General features: G+C 75.3%; 13 protein-coding genes. 5 read left to right on the top strand and 8 right to left on the bottom strand.

The features are described 5' to 3' along the window. Positions 1–331: 331 nt before the first annotated feature. The 6 genes from ACFV3R_RS29245 to ACFV3R_RS29220 all read right to left on the bottom strand — a co-directional run bounded on the left by ACFV3R_RS29245 (position 332) and on the right by ACFV3R_RS29220 (position 8,802). Positions 332–2,335 (bottom strand): hypothetical protein, encoded by a 2,004-nt coding sequence (locus ACFV3R_RS29245; RefSeq protein WP_385589473.1) that lies wholly within the window; start codon positions 2,333–2,335, stop codon positions 332–334. 659 nt (positions 2,336–2,994) lie between these two features. Then, positions 2,995–4,269: a phosphoribosylamine--glycine ligase gene (purD, locus tag ACFV3R_RS29240; RefSeq protein WP_385589410.1), complete on the bottom strand. Its 1,275-nt coding sequence runs from the start codon at positions 4,267–4,269 to the stop codon at positions 2,995–2,997. Between the two features lie 445 nt (positions 4,270–4,714). Continuing rightward, complete coding sequence (locus ACFV3R_RS29235) at positions 4,715–5,458, bottom strand: SLATT domain-containing protein (protein WP_385589408.1); 744 nt, start codon at positions 5,456–5,458, stop codon at positions 4,715–4,717. A 220-nt stretch (positions 5,459–5,678) separates the two neighbouring features. Beyond that, entirely contained in the window at positions 5,679–6,329 is a 651-nt protein-coding gene (locus ACFV3R_RS29230) for a hypothetical protein (RefSeq protein WP_385589406.1), read from the bottom strand. A gap of 221 nt (positions 6,330–6,550) precedes the next feature. Then, positions 6,551–7,261: a GntR family transcriptional regulator gene (locus ACFV3R_RS29225; protein ID WP_385589404.1), complete on the bottom strand. Its 711-nt coding sequence runs from the start codon at positions 7,259–7,261 to the stop codon at positions 6,551–6,553. Between the two features lie 149 nt (positions 7,262–7,410). Beyond that, entirely contained in the window at positions 7,411–8,802 is a 1,392-nt protein-coding gene (locus ACFV3R_RS29220) for an aspartate aminotransferase family protein (protein ID WP_385589402.1), read from the bottom strand. Between the two features lie 311 nt (positions 8,803–9,113). On the opposite strand from ACFV3R_RS29220, the gene ACFV3R_RS29215 reads away from it, so the two are divergent. Together ACFV3R_RS29215 and ACFV3R_RS29210 are read left to right on the top strand one after the other, a co-directional pair. Further along, positions 9,114–10,499, top strand: coding sequence for a purine-cytosine permease family protein (locus tag ACFV3R_RS29215; protein ID WP_385589400.1), 1,386 nt, complete (start codon positions 9,114–9,116; stop codon positions 10,497–10,499). A gap of 51 nt (positions 10,500–10,550) precedes the next feature. Continuing rightward, positions 10,551–10,994: a hypothetical protein gene (locus ACFV3R_RS29210; protein ID WP_385589398.1), complete on the top strand. Its 444-nt coding sequence runs from the start codon at positions 10,551–10,553 to the stop codon at positions 10,992–10,994. 64 nt (positions 10,995–11,058) lie between these two features. Here the strand turns inward: ACFV3R_RS29210 and ACFV3R_RS29205 are convergent, their stop codons facing one another. After that, complete coding sequence (locus tag ACFV3R_RS29205) at positions 11,059–12,345, bottom strand: adenylosuccinate synthase (RefSeq protein WP_385589396.1); 1,287 nt, start codon at positions 12,343–12,345, stop codon at positions 11,059–11,061. Positions 12,346–12,617: 272 nt separating this feature from the next. Between ACFV3R_RS29205 and ACFV3R_RS29200 the strand changes: the two genes are divergently transcribed. Further along, complete coding sequence (locus ACFV3R_RS29200) at positions 12,618–14,387, top strand: hypothetical protein (RefSeq protein ID WP_385589394.1); 1,770 nt, start codon at positions 12,618–12,620, stop codon at positions 14,385–14,387. A 466-nt stretch (positions 14,388–14,853) separates the two neighbouring features. On the opposite strand, the gene ACFV3R_RS29195 is transcribed toward ACFV3R_RS29200, so the two are convergent. After that, positions 14,854–15,372: a GbsR/MarR family transcriptional regulator gene (locus ACFV3R_RS29195; protein WP_385589392.1), complete on the bottom strand. Its 519-nt coding sequence runs from the start codon at positions 15,370–15,372 to the stop codon at positions 14,854–14,856. 91 nt (positions 15,373–15,463) lie between these two features. Between ACFV3R_RS29195 and ACFV3R_RS29190 the strand changes: the two genes are divergently transcribed. Both ACFV3R_RS29190 and ACFV3R_RS29185 read left to right on the top strand, forming a co-directional pair. Continuing rightward, entirely contained in the window at positions 15,464–16,567 is a 1,104-nt protein-coding gene (locus tag ACFV3R_RS29190) for an ATP-binding cassette domain-containing protein (RefSeq protein ID WP_385589390.1), read from the top strand. Continuing rightward, positions 16,564–18,294, top strand: coding sequence for an ABC transporter permease (locus tag ACFV3R_RS29185; protein WP_385589388.1), 1,731 nt, complete (start codon positions 16,564–16,566; stop codon positions 18,292–18,294). Before ACFV3R_RS29190 ends, ACFV3R_RS29185 begins: the two co-directional genes overlap by 4 nt. Positions 18,295–18,469 lie beyond the last annotated feature (175 nt).

Genomic DNA, 18,469 nt, shown 5'->3' with positions numbered 1-18,469 from the left:
GCACATCACATTACGCGCCCACACCGTCACCCTTCGTCGTGAATTGGTGGGCGCAAATACCGCCGGCGCCGGCCACCCTCGGTAGTGGCCCGACCGCGTGCCTCCCCGGGCGGGGCGTCGGCGCGGACCCACCGGGCGCAGGCGTGGTGCCGGGGCGCACCGGCCACCGGCGCGCGCCCCCGCGGAGCGGCGCGGGTCTGCGCGGCCACGGGGCGATCCTGCCGCGGCCACGGGGCGGGCATGCCGCGGCCACGGGTGCGGGCGGCCGGCGGTCGGCGGCGGGCGGTCAGCGGTCAGCGGTCGGCGGCGGGCGGGCGATCAGCGGCGGGGGTCAGAGGCGGACGCCGACCGAGGTGAGCCACTGCCGCAGGGGTTCCGCGTCGCCCTCGTCGACGAGGCTGCGCACGGCGGGGCCGTGGTCCGCCCGCCGCTCTCCCCTGACGACGAGGGACGGGCCGTCGAGCCAGTCCAGGCCGGGGCTGGCACCGGCGGTCTCCACGGCGGTACAGCACAGCAGCGCGGTGACGTGGTCGGCGAGCAGTTCGCGGCCGGTGCGGGGCAGCGGGGTGAGGTAGGGCGGGACGGAGCCCGTCATGCCGTCGCCCCAGACCGGTGGCGATCCGGCGTCGTCCCCTGCGGGGGGCCGGCTGCTCGCCGCCTCCCGCTCCTCCCGGGCGAGCTCCGTGCCCAGCCGGTCCGCGACGTCGGCCGCGGCCTCGGTGTCGGTCGAGAGGTGGACGATGAGCCGGGCCAGGGTGGTGGCGGCTGCCGGTGGCTCTCCGGGCTCCGCCTGGCGGCCACCCGCCGCGGTGCTCCGGTGGGCGGCCGGGGAGCGGGCGGCTCCGCCGGAGGGCGGGGGCTCGGGCGCGGTGTGCGGGGCCGGCGAGGGGCCGCGGTGCGGGGCGGACGGCGTGCCGGGCGGGGCGGCGGAGGGCGCGGTGGGCGTCCCGGCGGAGGACGCGGGGGGTGACGTGGTGGGGGGTTCGCCACCGACGGCGTGCGGGTGGCCGCCGCCGTGTCCGGCCGCGGTGCCTTCGGCGCGTACCGCTGCGTAGACGGGTGAGGCGGCGGGGGCCGGTCCCGGCCCGGCGGGGAGGTCTCCCAGGACCCGGCGGAGGCGGGCGGCGTCCAGGCGCCACTTGCGGCTGGTGACCTCCTGGGGGTACTGCTGCCAGCCGACGGGCGTCCAGCCCGGCCCCGCCTCGGCCGGCGCCCCGTGGAAGAGGCGGGCGGCCAGCAGGGACGCCGCGCGGTCGACGTCGCCCGGCTCGGTGAGGAGGTCGCTGGCGGGCCGTTCGGCCAGCCGTGAGGCGTAGCCCTCGGCCAGGCGGTCGCGGCGGGAGAGTTCGGTGAGGGCGGAGACCACGCCGGCGTCGAGGCGGGCGGGCCAGCGCCCCAGGCGCCAGGCGGGCAGGGCCACCCGGGTCAGCAGCCGGTCCCAGCCCGCGTAGGCCAGCCCGACCTGTTCCTGGGCCGCGATGCGCAGGCCGTAGTCGACGTCCTGGGCGCGTTCGGAGGCCGCGGCGGCCACCCAGCGCTCCATTTCCGCCGCATGGTCCCGGCAGGCCCCCAGCAACCGCCGGACGACCGGCCCCACCGCCAGCGACAGCGCCCTGCGCAGCGGGCCGCCGCCGCGCGAGGTCACCGCGACCGCCGCGTCCAGCCCCCGCACGAACCGCCGGGCCGCCGCTATGTCGGGCTGGACGGCCCACCCGGTGCCCGCGACCACCGGGGCCAGCACCGCGCGCAGTTCGGCGACCCGCATCCACCACAGGAACGGCGAGCCGATGACGAGGACGGGGGTGCGGGGCTCCCCGGGCGGACGGGTGCGCTCCCCATCGTCGCCCGGTCCGTCCTCACCCGGCCCCTCCGCCGCTGCCGCTCCGGCTCCCGGGCCGGTCTCGGGGGCGGGGGACGGTGTGGGCGGGGCGTGTGCCGGGTGGCTGCGGTCCTCCAGCCAGCTGTCGCAGTCGGGGGTGAGGGCTATCGCGGAGGGCGCCGGCACCTCCAGGCGGTCGGCGAGTTCGCGCACCATGCGGTAGAGGCCGGGCGCCGACTCCTCCGCGATCGGCACGGTGGGGCTCAGCGCCGGGCGGGCCCGGGCCACCACGAGCGCGACGGCCACGGCCACGGCCAGGACCACCACGGCCACGCCCGCCACCGCCCAACGCGCCACCCGCCAAGCGCCGCCCGCCTCGCCGAGGGTGCCCGTGGCGGCGCCCGCGAACAGCACCACGGCGACCCCGGCCGGGATCAGCGCGGCGGCCAGGGCCCGCCCCCGTACGCGCAGCACCGCGAGGGCACGGACCCGTGCCACCTGGACACCTGCCTCCACCACCGTCACGAGCCTGACACCCCCTACTGCTCGGTACTCGAAAACTTCGAAGGTCTGGAACAAAGGACGTGACGTGCTTCCGTCCGGGCCGCGCGGTGGGCACCGCCCGGCCCGGGGGCCGGCGGAGAGCCGCTGCCCCGGTGCCCGGCGGTGCGCCCCTGCTTCGGCCGCCACCGGGGCCACCGTCCACCGCCCGGACGCGGGGGCGTCGGGCGGCGCCCGGTGCGCCGGAAGGGCCGGGGCGACAAGGGTCTGCCCGGGTACCGCGGCGGGGAGCTCTCCGTCCCGCCTCCACCCACTGTCGCACCGCCCACCGACATCGCAATGCCGGTGCGCCACATGCCGCACGCCACCGCTCCCCCTCGCCGCCCCAGGCCCCGACCGGCCGTCGACGCATGCGCGGAAAGATAGTTGTGGTCCGGCCACACGTCAGCCGTATGGCGGGTTCCATCACCCGAACGAATTCCGTACGGGGGGCACCGGGACCGATCGACCGTCCGTGAACCCTTGCGGAAAGCCGACCGGGTCCGAGGCGCCCGAAGACGGCAGAGCCCCGCCGGGACGCGAGGGGTCGCGTCCCGGCGGGGCCTGGTGAGGACGGTTTGCGAGGGCCGGCCGGCGACGGGCGGTCCGCGCGGGGACGGCTGCGGCGGGAGTGCTTACAGGGCGCCGGCGATGTCCGTGCGGTGGTGCGAGCCGTCGAGGTGGATCCGGGCCACCGCACGGTAGGCGCGGGAGCGGGCGGCGGCCACGTCCTCGCCCCTGCCGGTGACGGACAGGACACGTCCGCCGGCGCTGACGACCGTGCCGTCCTCGGTGCGGCGGGTGCCCGCGTGCAGGACGTAGGCGTCGGGGGCGTCCTGCTCGGCCACCTCCTCCAGACCCTCGATGGCGTCACCGGTGCGCGGGGCCTCGGGGTAGCCGTGGGAGGCGATGACGACGGTGACCGCGGCGCCCTCGCTCCACCGCAGCGGCGGCAGGGCGGCAAGGGTGCCGGTGGCCGCGGCGTGCAGGAGGCCCGCCAGCGGCGTCTTCAGCCGGGCGAGGACCACCTGGGTCTCCGGGTCCCCGAAGCGCGCGTTGAACTCGATGACGCGGACGCCGCGGGAGGTGATCGCGAGTCCGGCGTAGAGCAGTCCGGAGAAGGGCGTGCCGCGCCGGCGCATCTCGTCGACGGTGGGCTGCAGGACGGTGGCCAGGACCTCGTCGACGAGACCCGGTTCGGCCCACGGCAGCGGGGAGTAGGCGCCCATGCCGCCGGTGTTGGGGCCCTCGTCGCCGTCCAGGGCGCGCTTGAAGTCCTGGGCGGGCTGGAGCGGGACGACGCTCTCGCCGTCGGTCACCGCGAACAGCGAGACCTCCGGGCCGTCGAGGAACTCCTCGATGACGACGCGGCCGGCACCGGGCTGCTCGCCCTCGGCGACCCCGCAGGCCAGGGCGTGCCGGCGGGCGGCCTCGACGTCCTCGGTGACGACGACGCCCTTGCCCGCGGCGAGCCCGTCGTCCTTGACGACGAAGGGGGCGCCGAACGCGTCGAGCGCCTCGTCGACCTCGGCGGCCGTGGTGCACAGGTAGCTGCGGGCGGTGGGTACGCCCGCGGCGGCCATCACGTCCTTGGCGAAGGCCTTCGAGCCCTCGAGCTGGGCGGCCTCGGCGGAGGGGCCGAAGACGGCGATGGAGCGGGCGCGCACGGCGTCGGCGACGCCCGCCACCAGCGGTGCCTCCGGGCCGACGACGACCAGGTCCGCCGCGAGCTCGACCGCGAGGTCGGCGACCGCCTTCCCGTCCAGGGCGTCCACGGCGTGCAGCGTGGCCACCTCGGCGATACCGGCGTTGCCGGGCGCGCAGTGCAGGGCGGTGACGTCGGGGTCGAGGGACAGAGAGCGGCACAGGGCGTGTTCGCGGGCGCCGTTTCCGATGACGAGGACCTTCACACCAGCAGCCTATCGGCCACCCCACCCGGGCACGCACGCCGCGGTGGGTCGGGCGGGGTGGCCGGGCCCCGGGCCGTGTGGCTCGGGTCGTCTCGGCCCAGTTCGTCCCGGCCCGAGGTCCCGGCCGAGGTCCCGGCCGAGGTCCCGGCCCGGACGCGGTCCGCCGGAGGCCGGGGCACGGGTGGGTCGGGGCGGGGCGGGCCGGGGCACGGGTGGGTCGGGGCGGGGCGGCTGTGGGCCGCGGGCTCCTGGCCCCTGGCCCCTGGCCCCGGTGGGGCTTCGGCGTCCGGTGCGGGCGGGCCGTGGCCCGGTGCGAGTGGACGCGGGCCCGGTGCGAGTGGACCGTGGCCGAGGGGTGCGGGCCGTGGCCCGGTGCGGGTGGGCCGTGCCCGGGGGCGGGGCTGCGACCGGTGCGGATGGGCGGCGTCCGGTGGGTGGGGCGGCGTCAGCGCTCGGGTGGGCGCTGACGCGGCATGTTGGGGCGGCTGCCGGGCGGGAGAGGAAAGCGGGGCACCGGTGGGGCGCCCTCGGCCCGCGGTGTCCAGGGCAGGAACGCGTGGGCGGGGAGGGCGGAGGCACCGCGGTGGAACTCGCCCATCCAGTCCGCGGTCTCGGCACGGACGAGTTCGGCGATGTCCTCGGTGAAGCGCCGCAGTACGCCCAGGCAGCGCTCGGCCGCCTCCCCTGCGGTCCCCTCGGTGGGGCCGAGCACCTCGCGGACGCTCTCGGTGGCCCAGTCGAACTGGAGCGCCTCCAGCCGCCGCTGCACGGCCTGTGCGGTGGCGACGTCGCGCATCCACCCCGCCGTCAGGCCGAAGAAACGGTCGCTGCAGGCGCAGACGACGGCGGTCAGCAGACCCGCGTAGCCCCAGGGGGCGGCGGCGTCGACGGCGCCGGTGAGGTCGAGGAGGGGCAGCAGCGCCGCGGCGGCCGCGCCGGTGGCGGTGCCCACGCGCAGGACGCGGGCGGCGCGGCGCTTGGCGACCCGGTCCTTGAGGTACCAGTCGGCGACACGCAGCGCGCCGGTCTCCACCCAGTGGTACAGCTCGTCGAGGCGCTCCGCGGGCTCCCCCCAGTCGCCGAGCGGGAAGGTGCGGCCGGCGAGGTCCCTGGGCCTGCCGTCCTCCCTCCGCCGCGCGCGGCCCTCCCCCCGAGGGAGTCCCTCGGGCTGCATCTCCGGCTGACTCACCCTCGCGCTCCCTCTGGCCTGACCCGTGCGCCCGGCCCCTTGGCTGTGTCGCGCGACGGACGCGCCACGCACGGTACGTACGCGGCAGCGGCGCCGCGTACGTACCTTCCTACCGCCGAACGGCGGGCGCGCGGACCGCCCGCCCGCCGTTCCCTGCCGCCGGAGGGCGTCCGAACAGGTGGAGGGCGCACCGACGGGTCACTCGAAAGAGAACGACCGGTCAACTGAAGACGATCATCGATCCCTGGCCCAGGCTGCGCGTGGCCGCCGCGTGGAGCCCCGCCCAGACGTGCCGCTCGCGGACGAACGGCCCGTCGTCGAGCGGCACGGTGGTGGCGCGTTCCTCCAGGGCGGTGGGGCGCAGCGGCGGCTCGGGGGCGACCGGCGGGTTGGCGGCGTCGAGGCCGATGGCGGGGGCGACGAGTTGCAGTTCCCGCAGCAGGCCGTGTGAGGAGCCCAGCGGGCCGCCGCCGGCCAGGAGTTCGTCGTTCGCCAGCGGGTGGGGGAAGTCGACGGGGACGTAGGTACCGGCGTGGTCGTAGTGCCAGACGAGGTGGGACTGCTGGGCGGCGGTCTCGAAGACCTCCAGCAACTGCTCGTAGTCACCGCCGAGTTCGTCGACGGGCGTGACGGCGAGTCCGCTGACGTGGAGGAGGTAGGCGCGGCGCAGGAGGTGCAGCGCGTCGTAGTCGAAGCCGGCGACCGGCGCCACGTCGCCGGAGAGCCCCGGCATGTAGCCGAGCACCGGCACGGGCGGCAGCCCGGCCTCGGCGAGGGCCTTGTCGTAGGCGGCGAGTTCTTCGGAGAAGGGGTTGTCGGGGCTCTCGCACAACACGTCGACGAGGGGGACCAGCCACAGGTCACATGCCACGAGGTGATGCTCGCTTCCAGTCGGGGACTCGATGGAGGTGCGGGGGGTGCGGGGGTGTGGGGGGTGCGTGGGAGAGGGGGCGGGGGCAGGGGCCGGGGCCGGGGCGGGCGGGGTCGGAGCGCGGCTGTGGGGGGAGCCGCGGGGAGGGGAGTCGCGGGAGTCGGGTCGGGGCCGTGGGGGCGTCGTCGTCCGTCGGTGCGCCGCCGCGTCGCGCGGTCAGGTCAGCGTAGTGCCGGGGGGCCGGGCGGGCCGAGGTCCCGGACGAGGGAGAGACAGTGCTCGTTGTAGTCGAGCACCATCCGCTGCACCTCGTCGAGGTCGCCCTCCTGGAGCGCCCCGGCCAGGGCACGGTGGCGCTGCCAGAGCCGTCCGCGCAGGTCACCGCGGCGCCGCAGCAGGGGGACCGCGAAGACCCAGGCCTGGACCCGGAGCCGGTCGAGGAAGCCGGTGATGTACGGGTTGTCGACCAGTCGGCAGATCTCGCGCCAGAACCGCAGTTCGTAGCCGATGAGGACGTCGAGGTCGCCGGCGCGCGCGGCCCGCTCCGCCTCCTCGGCGCGCCGGGTGACGGCGGCCAGGACCGTCGGGTCCAGGGCGAGATCGGGGTGTTGGGCGGCGCCGCGGAACACGCCCTCCACGATGAGGGTGCGGGCACCGACCATGGCCCGGAAGTCGTCGACGGAGAAGGTGTGGACCCGGAAACCGCGGTGCTGCTCGACGTCGAGCAGCCCCTGGGCGGTCAGGTCGAGCAGCGCTTCGCGCACCGGGGTGGCGGAGACACCGTACTGCTCGGCGATCTCCTTGACGGTGAACTGCCGCCCGGGGGGCAGGCGTCCCGCCGTCACCTCGTCCCGTAGTGCGTCGGCGATCTGCTGGCGCAGCGTGCTGCGCTGTATCAGGCCGCCGACGGGTCCACCTGGGCTCGCCGGCATGGTGTCGGTTCCTTCCGCATGACACTGGGCCGCTGGCAGGTGGTGCGGCCCCGCCTCACGATAGGCGAGGCCGCACCACCGGATGGTCCCGCCGGCCGGTTTGCCGGTTTCGCCCGGCCTGACCTGCGGTCCTGGGGGTGCGGGGCGGGTCAGCGCTGGACGGTGTGGCTGTCCGCGACCGTCAGCGCCTCGTCGAGCACCGCCAGTCCGGCCCTGGCCTCGTCCGCGGTGATGGTGCACGGCGGGACGACGTGGGTGCGGTTCATGTTCACGAACGGCCAGACGCCGCCCTTCTTGCAGGCCGCGGCGAACTCGGCCATCGGGGCGGCTGCGGCACCTGCGGCGTTGTAGGGGACCAGCGGCTCGCGGGTCGCCTTGTCCCGGACCAGTTCCAGCGCCCAGAAGACGCCCATGCCGCGGACCTCGCCGACGCTGGGGTGGCGCTCGGCCATCTCCCGCAACGCGGGGCCGATGACGTCCGCGCCGATGGCCGCGGCGTTCTCCACGATGCCTTCCTCCGCCATGGCGTTGATCGTGGCGACGGCGGAGGCGCAGGCCAGCGGGTGACCGGAGTAGGTCAGTCCGCCGGGGTAGGGGCGGTCTTCGAAGGTCGCCGCGATCTTTGCGGAGAGGGCGACGCCGCCGAGCGGGACGTAGCCGGAGTTGACGCCCTTGGCGAAGGTGAGCAGGTCGGGGACGACGTCGAAGTGGTCGGCGGCGAACCAGCGGCCCGTCCGCCCGAAGCCGGCCATCACCTCGTCGAGGATGAAGACGATGCCGTGGCGGTCACAGATCTCGCGGACCCCGGCGAGGTAGCCGGGCGGCGGCACGAGGATGCCCGCGGTGCCCACCACCGTCTCCAGGATGATCGCGGCGATGTTCTGCGGCCCCTCGAAGACGACCGTGTCCTCCAGGTGGGCCAGCGCGCGCTCGCACTCCTGCGCCTCGTCGGCCGAGTGGAAGGGCGAGCGGTAGGCGAAGGGGCCCCAGAAGTGGACGACGCCGGCGGTGCCGTTGTCGGAGCCCCAGCGGCGCGGGTCGCCGGTGAGGTTGATCGCGGCGGCCGTGGCGCCGTGGTACGAGCGGTAGGCGGAGAGCACCTTGTTGCGGCCGGTGTGGACGCGTGCCATCCGCACCGCGTGCTCCACCGCCTCGGCACCGGCGTTGGTGAAGAAGATCTTGTCCAGGTCGCCGGGGGTCCGCTCGGCGATCAGGCGGGCCGCCTCGGAGCGCACGTCGACGGCGAAGCCGGGGGCGACGGTGCAGAGCTTCGCCGCCTGTTCCTGGATGGCCGCGACGACCTTCGGGTGCTGGTGGCCGATGTTGGTGTTGACCAGCTGGGAGGAGAAGTCGAGGTAGCGGTTGCCGTCGTAGTCCCAGAAGTAGGAGCCCTCGGCGCCGGCGACCGCCAGGGGGTCGAGCTGTCCCTGTGCGGACCAGGAGTGGAAGACGTGCGCGCGGTCGGCGGCCTTGACGGCCGCGCCCGCGGCGGGGTCGACGAGGGGGGTGGAGGGGGCTGAGGGTTGGGGAAGCGTGGTCACCGTTGACTACCTCGGGTCTCGCTCGGGTCCGCCCCTTGAGCGGTGGGGCGGTGTGCGGGCCCAGCCTAGGAGAGGTGCGGGGGCTCGGGCACAGCCTGTGGACAGACGTCCACCCCCCGAGACGGGCGACCCGGTCGGCCTGTGGACAACCGAGGGGTGGGGCGGTCGGCTCGGTTACCGTCAAAGACGCGGGCGGGCCCGGACCAGCGCCGGCTCCCGTCCGTCACCACGGCCCTCACCGGCCGGCACGCACCACCACAGCCCAGCCACAGCCACCACCACAGCCACAGCCACAGCCACCAGGGGAGATCATGACCATCACGCGTCCCAGTTACGGCGGACGCATGCCCTCGGGTTCCGGCGACCTCGCCGTGGAGGGGCACGGCATAGCCCCGGTGCCCGAGGACCGCCGCTACGGGGGGCCGGCTCGGCTGTTCACCGTCTGGTTCGCGCCCAACCTGACCGTCTCGGGTGTCTTCACGGGGACGGTGGGGGTGACGCTGGGCCTGGGCTTCTGGACCGCGCTCGCCGCCGTCGTGCTGGGTACCGTGCTGGGCGCGGTGCCCGCCGCCTACCTGGGCACCTGGGGCGGCCTGACCGGGACGGGCCAGTTGCCCCTCTCGCGGCTGGCCTTCGGTTCCGGTGTGGTGCTGCCGGGGGTGATGCAGTGGCTGTCCTCGATCGCCTGGGACGCCCTCATCGGCCTGTTCGGCGGCGAGGCGCTGGCACAGGTGCTGGGCTGGCCGTTCTGGGCCGGGGCGCTGGCGGTGCTGCTGCTCCAGGGCGTGGTCGGCGTCTTCGGCTACGAGGTGCTGCACCGCCTCCAGGTGGTGATGACCTTCGTGCTGGCGGCGGCGTTCCTCGCGATAGCCGTGGGGCTGCTCTCGGACGTCTCGCTGCCCACTGCCGGCTCCGTGCACGGCGCCGACCAGACGGGCGCCTTCTGGCTGACCGCGGCGGTGGCGCTGAGCCTGTCGGTCTCGTGGACCCCGTACGCCTCGGACTTCAGCCGCTACCTGCCCCGCTCCACCTCGCGTCCCCGCATGTTCTGGTACGCACTGCTGGGCGTCGTCCTGTCCTTCCTGTGCGTGCAGGTGATCGGCCTGTGGGGCGCGAAGGTCCTCACCGACCAGACGGCTGCGGGGCTGCACCACCTGCTCGGCGGGGGTGCGCTGGGGACGCTCGGTCTGCTGGCGGTGGCCGCGGCGGCGGTGTGCAGCAACGCGATGAACGACTACAGCGGCTCGCTGGCGCTCCAGACCGCCGGGGTGCGGCTGCCGCGTCCGGTCGCCGCCGGGGCCGCCGCGGTCCTCGGCTTCCTGCTGGTGCTGTGGATGCACGCCGCCGACACCACGGCCCGCTTCCAGAACGTGCTGCTCTTCGTCGGCTACTGGATCCCGGCGTTCTTCGCGATCGTGCTGGTCGACTTCCGGGCCCGGGCCCGGGAGCGGGAGGGCGCGCCGATCGACGTGGCGGCGGAGTTCGCCCGTCCGGTGCCGTGGTGGCCGGCCGTCCTGGCCTTCGTGGTGGCCTTCGGCGCCGCCGTGCCCTTCATGGACACCAGCCTCTACGTGGGCCCGGTCGCCCGGGCCCTGCACGGCGCGGATCTGGCGTACTACGTGGCGTTCGTGGTGGCGCTGGGGGTGTACTGGCCGCTGCGGGCGGGACGGCGGGCGGGAGAGCGCTCGCGTCCCTGAGAGGCGTCGGCCGCACCGGGCCGGGGCCGTCCGCGTCGGAGAGGGGGCGGCATGGACGTCAGGGAACGGCGGCGACGGGTGCGGCGGGTCGTGGGGGTGGTGCTCGCCGTGGTGGCGGTGGCGGCGCTGGTCGCGCCGGCGGTCGCCCTGGTGCGCGCCTACACGGCCTACGAGGCGGGTTACTGGAGCCGGCTGGCGAACGGGGCACGGAACCCGGACCCGACCGTGGAGGAGCCCCGCTACTACTGGCGTGACACGGCGGGGCACCGGGTGTTCGGCCGGATCGCCGACCTCCCGTTCGAGTGGGGTGAGGAGTACGTCGACGGTTCGGGCACGCCGGTGTGGGTGGGGCCCGAGAAGGTCGCCTACCTGAAGCCGCCCGCCCAGGCCACGGTCGTGCTGGGCTGGGCCTGGTTTGGCACGGTGGTGCTGGTGGAGGCGGCGGGGGCGCGGGCGTGGTGGCTCACGCGGCCCGGCCGCCGCGAGGACCGGTGAGGCCGGCCCCACAGGCCAGGACCGGTGAGGCCGGCCTCACGGGCAGGGGCCGGCCTCGGCGCACTCAGTCCAGGAAGGAGTTGATCTCGATCGTCTCGTCGCGGCCCGGGCCGACGCCGATGGCCGAGATCGGGGCGCCCGACATCTCCTCCAGCGCCTTCACGTAGGCCTGCGCGTTCTTCGGCAGCTCGGCGAAGGTCTTGGCCTTGGTGATGTCCTCGGACCAGCCCGGCAGCTTCTCGTAGATCGGCTTCGCGTGGTGGAAGTCGGTCTGGCTGTAGGGCAGCTCCTCGACGCGGCGGCCGTCCACCTCGTAGGCGACGCAGACCGGGATCTCCTCCCAGCCGGTGAGCACGTCGAGCTTGGTGAGGAAGAAGTCGGTCAGGCCGTTGACGCGGGTGGCGTACCGGGCGATGACCGCGTCGAACCAGCCGCAGCGACGGTCGCGGCCGGTGGTGACACCGCGCTCGCCGCCGATGGAGCGCAGCGCCTCGCCGTCCTCGTCCAGCAGCTCGGTGGGGAACGGGCCGGCGCCGACACGGGTGGTGTACGCCTTGAGGATGCCGATGACCCGGTTGATCTTCGTCGGGCCGACGCCGGCACCGGTGCAGGCACCGCCCGCCGTCGGGTTGGACGAGGTCACGAAGGGGTACGTGCCGTGGTCGACGTCCAGCAGGGTGCCCTGGCCGCCCTCGAAGAGGACGACCTTGCCCTCGTCGATGGCGTCGTTGAGGATCAGCGTGGTGTCGGCGACGTAGCCGCGCAGCGCGTCCGCGTAGCTCAGCATCTCCTCGACGACCTGCTCGGCGACGACCGCGCGGTGGTTGTAGAGCTTGGCCAGCACCTGGTTCTTGTAGTCGAGGGCGGCCTCGACCTTCTGGTGCAGGATCGACTCGTCGAAGAGGTCCTGGACGCGGATGCCGGTGCGGTTGATCTTGTCGGCGTAGGTCGGGCCGATGCCGCGACCGGTGGTGCCGATCTTCCGCTTGCCGAGGAACCGTTCCGTCACCTTGTCGACGGTGACGTTGTACGGCGTGATCAGGTGGGCGTTGCCGCTGATCAGGAGCTTGGACGTGTCGACGCCGCGCTCGTTCAGTCCGCTCAGCTCGGAGAGCAGGACCGACGGGTCGACGACGACTCCGTTGCCGATGACCGGGGTGCACCCCGGCGAGAGGATTCCGGAAGGGAGCAGGTGGAGCGCGTACTTCTGGTCGCCCACCACGACCGTGTGGCCTGCGTTGTTACCGCCCTGGTAACGCACCACGTAGTCAACGGACCCACCGAGCAGGTCGGTGGCCTTTCCCTTGCCCTCATCACCCCACTGAGCACCGAGCAGCACAAGTGCGGGCACAGGCGTACACCCCTTCCGGGCGGGGCATGTCCCACGTGCGTGCGGCTCGCTACGGGCGCGGCGGCCGCAAGAGCGTCGAACCGGTGCCCCGGATAGACGAAGCCCCTGACGCAACAGCGACAGGGGCTCTTGCACCGAGAGATTACCGAACATTTCTCGTAACGGACGAACACGATCTCTCCGATGTCCGCGGTGTGGACGGGGAGGGCCGCCACCGTGACCCCACGTGACCACTCCGAACAGCGCACTCACCCAACTGAGGAAGGACCGAGGTGTCGGCTCCAGGCTCCGCCGAACTCTCCCTGCTCGTCGTCATCGATCCCGTGGCCCGCCGTACGGACGGCGAGTCCGTGCGGATCGCGCGGGACGTGCTGTCCGCCGGGGCGGCCACGAAGATCTGCCTTCCGGACGACGGGGAGGAGTTCGCCCGGGCACTCAGCCGGCGGGGGCGGCGCCGACCGGTGGTGATCGGCGACGACCGGGCGCTGCTCCGGGCGGTGGGGCAGCTCTACCGCGAGCGGGAGCTGGGCCGGGTCTCGTTGGCCGTGGTGCCCGTCGGGCCGCCGGAGACGGTGGCCCTCTCGCGTTCGCTGGGGCTGCCCACCGACGCGGTGGCCGCGGCCCGCACGGTCCTGGACGGCGCGGTCCGCGACCTCGACCTGCTCACCGACGACAGCGACGGGGTGGTGGTGGCGAGCCTGCGCATAGCGGAACCGCCCCAGGCCCCGGCGGAGGCCGCCGGCAGGGCCCGGGCGCAGACTCCGGCGGAGGCCGCCGGCAGGGCCCGGACGAGGCCGGCGGTGGCGCCCGGGACGGACGCTCCGGCGAAGGGTCCGGTGACGGCATCACGGGAGGCTTCGCAGGAGGCTCCGCAGGAGGCTCCGCGTGAGGCGCGGGAGATCCCGGGGAAGGCGTCGGGGGCTTCCCCGGTGCGGGCTGTGGCGTCCGCTGCGGCGGAGGGCGGCTCGGCGGCGGCCGGGCCGCGGGCCGTCGCAGCGGGCGTACCGCGCCAGACCACCCCGCCGGACGTACCGGGGCCTGCCGCCGCCCCGGGCGGTCCCGGGCGGGCGGCCACGCCGGGCGTTCCGCGCCAGGAGGTCCCCGCCGGAGCGGGCCGTCTCGTCCCGCACGCTGTCACGCCGGTGACGTCCGGCGCCGTGGCGGAGGGTGTTCCGAGCGGGACCACGGGCCCCTCCGCCTCCTCCCTCCAGGCAGCGTCGGCGGAGCCCGCCGTCGGGGCCGCGGGGCCCGTCTCGGAGTCCGCAGGTCTCACCACGGAGTCCGCAGGTCTCACCACAGAGGCCGCGGGGCCCGCCACAAGCGCCGTGGTGGCGGAGGACGGTTCGCCGGAAGCCGATGCGGGGGCCGTCACCGGACTGGGTGCCGAGTCAGGGGCGGGAGAGGACACGCAGGTCGGGGCAGCCGGGAGCAGCGCAGACCGCACGGGCCTCCACGCCGGTTCCCCTGGGGGCGCCCTTGGCGGGGGCCCTGGCGGTGGTGGCGGCGAAGGCCCTGTCGCCGGCCGTGGCGATGGGCGTGCGGAGCTTGCCGCAACCGGCGCCGACGGAGTGACGGGCGCGGCGGCCGGCCCGTCCTCCGGCACCACCCATGCGGCGGCCCGCACCATGCTGGCCCTGCTGGCCGCGCCCGTGACGGGGCTGGGCAGCCTGGCGGGTTCGGTGGTGCCGGGGAGCGTCCGGCGGCGGCGGACCGCCCTGCCGGAGGCGAGCAGGCTGCGGGTGGAGGCGGACGGGGTGGTGGTGGCCGACCTCGACCAGCCGCTGCGCGGTGTCTCGGTGGTTCCGGCCGGCCACGGGACCACCTCGGCGGACCCGGCGGAGGGGGACGCGGCGGACGGTACGGCCGAAGTGGTCATACACCTGCCGAGCAGCGAGCGGCCACTGCGGGTGCGGGCCCACGCGGTGACCGTCTCGGGCCCGGACTTCCACTACCGCGCCGACACCGAGCTCGGCGGACCGGTGCGCACCCGCACCTGGACGGTCCGGCCCCGAGCATGGCGGCTGGTGCTGCCCCGTAACTGACGCCCGTACCGCCCCACGGGCAACCGCCGCCACCGCGGCCGCCGCCGCCACCGCGGCCACCACTTCCCCCGCTGCCCCCACTGCCACCGCTGCCCCCACTGCCACCGGCACCGCCTACGCCAGTCCCAGCGGCGGTGGCGGTTGCGGTTGCGGCAGCGGTGAAGGTGACGGTTGGGGCTGCGGTGGCGGTGACGCGGCGGCCCCGGCCCCACCGCCGGTTCGGTGCCCGTCGACCCCTGTGCCACCGGCGGTTCGGTGCCCGTGGTCCCCGTGTCACCGCCGCCGTCGCCGTTCCCCCGCAGTCAGCCGGCCTGGCGCCCGTCTCCGTCACGGCTCTCCCTAACGGGCCCCCGTAACGGGCCCCATCACGCGTCACCGTCACGGGCCTCGCCAAGCGTCTCCGCCACCGGCCTCGCCAAGCGTCTCCGCCACGGGCCCCATCACGCGTCTCCGCCACGCCCCGCCGTTACGCCTCTCCGTCACGCAACTGCCGGCGGTGCTCCCGCCAGCGGGCGAGCATCTTCACCATCTCGTCCTGCATGAAGGTGATGAACTCCAGGGTCTCGCCGATGCGCCGGCCCGCCGCCGACTCCGCTCCGAAGACCTCGACGCCCTCGCGCAGGACGCCCTGCCAGCGCAGGAGCGCGTTGTCGCGCTGCGCCAAGGCGTCGTGCCAGTCGTCGATGCGGTAGTGGTCCCGCCGCGAACCCGGGTCCCGCTCCCGGCTGATCATGCCGACCTGTGCCAGGTAGCGGACCGCACCGGAGACGGCAGCCGGGCTGATCTGGAGGCGCTCCCCCAGTTCCGCACTGGTCAGCACCCCCGTCTCGGAAGCCAGTAGGGCCGCGAAGACCCGTGCGGGCATGCGCTGCATCCCCGCGTCCGTCAACTGTGCGGCGAACCTCTCCACGAACCGGGAGGCGTCACTCGCCGAAGGCACCGGGTCCGTCTTGGCACCGGCCTGCTCCTGCCGCTCCTCCGCCATAGGCGCATCCTCTCCCGTGCTCGCAACCGTTCCCGACTTTATACGGTTTCTTAACTTCACAAATTTGTGAAATCCCCGTAGCTTCAACACCATGACGAAGGCGATCTCCGTGGCCGGCCTGCACAAGTCCTTCGGCCGGACGCACGCGTTGGACGGCCTCGACCTCACCGTCGAGGCAGGCGAGGTCCACGGCTTCCTCGGGCCGAACGGGGCGGGGAAGTCGACCGCGGTCCGGGTCCTGCTGGGGCTGCTGCGAGCGGACTCCGGCGCCGCCCAGGTGCTGGGGCACGACCCCTGGCGCGAGGCCGTCGAACTCCACCGGCGCCTGGCGTACGTGCCCGGGGACGTGACGCTCTGGCGCAACCTCACCGGGGGCGAGGTCATCGACCTCTACGGCCGGCTGCACCGCCCGGCCGATGCCCCCCGCCGCGGCGGGCCCGACAGCCGGCGCCGCGACGAGCTGCTCGACCTCTTCGACCTCGACCCGACGAAGAAGGGCCGCACCTACTCCAAGGGCAACCGTCAGAAGGTCGCCCTGGTCGCCGCCTTCGCCTCGGACGCCGAACTCCTCGTCCTCGACGAACCCACCTCCGGGCTGGACCCCCTGATGGAGGCGGCCTTCCAGAGGTGCGTACGGGAGGCCCGGTCGCAGGGCCGGACCGTGCTGCTCTCCAGCCACGTCCTCACGGAGGTGGAGGCGGTCTGCGACCGGGTCAGCATCGTCCGCAGGGGCCGCACCGTCGAATCCGGCACCCTCACCGAGCTGCGCCACCTCACCCGTACCGACGTCACCGCCGAACTGCGCGGCGAACCCGCGGATCTGACCGGGCTCCCCGGCGTCCACGAGGTCGAGCTGCGACCGGACGGGCAGGGCGGGGCGCACGTCTCGCTCCAGGTCGACGGCGAGCACCTGGACGGCGTGCTGCGCGCGCTCACCGACGCCGGCGTACGGTCCCTGACCAGCGCCCCGCCCACCCTGGAGGCGCTCTTCCTGCGCCACTACGCGGACGGGACCACGTCAGGTGAGAACCCGCCAGGTGCGCCACGGCCGGACGCGGGACCGCCGGACGGGGCGGCGCCGGCTGAGGTGGCGCCGGACGGGGCGCGGTCGGGCGCGGGGGCCCGGCGCACGGCGCGCCGGGGCGGCTCGCGCGGGGAGACGCAGGCCCGCCGGGCGCCCGAGGACATCCGATGAGCCGCCCGCGCGAGGCCGTGCCGGCGCAGGAGGACGTGCGGACGACCGGCCGGGGGCGCCGCGTGGTCCGCCCCCGGAGCGGTCCGGCCACGGCCGCAGCGGACCGCACCCGCCGCGGTGGCGCCCCCCTGGCCGGCACCGGGACGCTGCTGCGGCTGGCTCTGCGCCGCGACCGGCTGATGCTGCCCGCCTGGGTGCTGGCCCTGGGCCTCTCGGTCCTCGCCACCAGCTCCGCCCTGGAGAAGTTCTACGGCACGGCCGCCGAACGCGCCGGACTCGTCCGGTCGATGACGGCCGACGCCTCGCTGCGCTCCCTCTACGGTCCCGTCTTCGACGCCTCCCTCGGTGGCCTCACCGCCTGGCGGATGGTCGGCTTCGGAGGTGGTCTGGCCGCAGTGATGAGCCTGGTGATCGTCGTACGGCACACCCGCGATGAGGAGGAGAGCGGCCGTCAGGAGCTGTTGTCGGCGGCCGTGGTGGGCCGGCACGCCCCGCTGACGGCTGCGCTGCTGGCCGCCGCCGTGGCGAACCTGGCGCTCGCCGCGCTCGTCACCGCCGGGTTGGCCGGCTCGGGGCTTCCGTGGCGGGGGGCGCTGGCGCTCGGGCTGGCCCTCGCCGGGTGCGGTCTCGCCTTCGCGGGTGTCGGAGCCGTCACCGCGCAACTCTGCGAGAGCGGACGGGCGGCCAAGGGCTTGGCCGGGGCGGCCGTGGGTGCGGCGTTCGTGCTGCGCGCCGCCGGCGACGCCGCCTCGACGGCCGCCACCTCGCCCCTGACCTGGCTGTCCCCCCTCGGGTGGGGCGAGCACCTGCGGGCCTTCGCCGGCGAACGCTGGCCGGTGCTGCTGCTGTTCCTCGCGGCGGCCTGCCTCACCTGCGCCGCCGCGTACGGCCTCACCGCTCGCCGCGACCTGGGCACCGGCCTGTGGGCGAGCAGGCCGGGTCCCGCCCGTGCCTCGGCCCGCCTGGCCGGGCCGATCGGGCTGGCGTGGCGGCTGCAACGCGGGGGACTGCTCGGCTGGGTCCTGGCGTTCGCCGCGACGGGAGCGATCTTCGGGGCGCTCACCGACGGCGCGGCCGACCTGGTGGGCGGGAGCGGCCAGACCCGCGACATCGTCACCCGCATGGGAGGCCACCAGGGCATCACGGACGCCTTCGTCTCGGTGACCGTGGGCCTGCTGGGCACGGTGGCCACCCTCCACGTCGTGGGCGCCGTCGCACGCCTGCACGCCGAGGAGGCGAGCGGACGCGCCGAGGCGGTCCTGGCCGGCTCGGTGAGCCGGCTGCGGTGGGCGGCGGGCCACCTGTCCGTCGCGTTCCTCGGCAGCACGCTGGTGCTCGCCGCGGGCGGCCTCACCCTCGGGCTCGGCTACGGCATCAGCACCGGCGACCCGCTCGGCCGCTGCGGCCCCCCGCTGCTCGCCGTCCTGGCCCAGGTACCCGCCGTCTGGGTGCTGGCCGGGGTCGCCACGCTCCTTCTCGGCGTGGCGCCCGCGGGCGGTGACGCCCAGTGGCTGGGCTGGGTGGCGGCGGCCTTCGTCCTCGCCGTCGGCTGGCTGGGGCAGGCCCTGCGGCTCCCCCAGGCGGTGCTGGATCTCTCGCCCTTCACCCACCTCCCGAAACTGCCCGGCGGAACGGTGAGTGCCACCCCCTTCCTCTGGCTGGCGGCGGTCACCGTCACCACGACCGCCGCGGGTCTGCTGGCGCTGCGGCGCCGGGACGTGGGGTGAGCGCGACGGCCGAGGCGTCCGGTCGGACCGGGGGAGGTCCCGCCTCGCCCGCCTCTTCCTCGCCTCCGTGTCTCGTCCACAGCGGGGGGGGGGGGCCCCGGGGGGGGGGGCGGGGGGGGAACCCGCCGCGGGCGGGGGGGGCCCCAGGGAACACCGCACCACGGGGGCGGGCCGG

Origin of the sequence: Streptomyces sp. NPDC059740 (assembly GCF_042733155.1) — a bacterium.
Taxonomy (GTDB): Bacteria; Actinomycetota; Actinomycetes; order Streptomycetales; family Streptomycetaceae; genus Streptomyces.
This window is presented reverse-complemented; position numbering and strand designations above follow the sequence as displayed.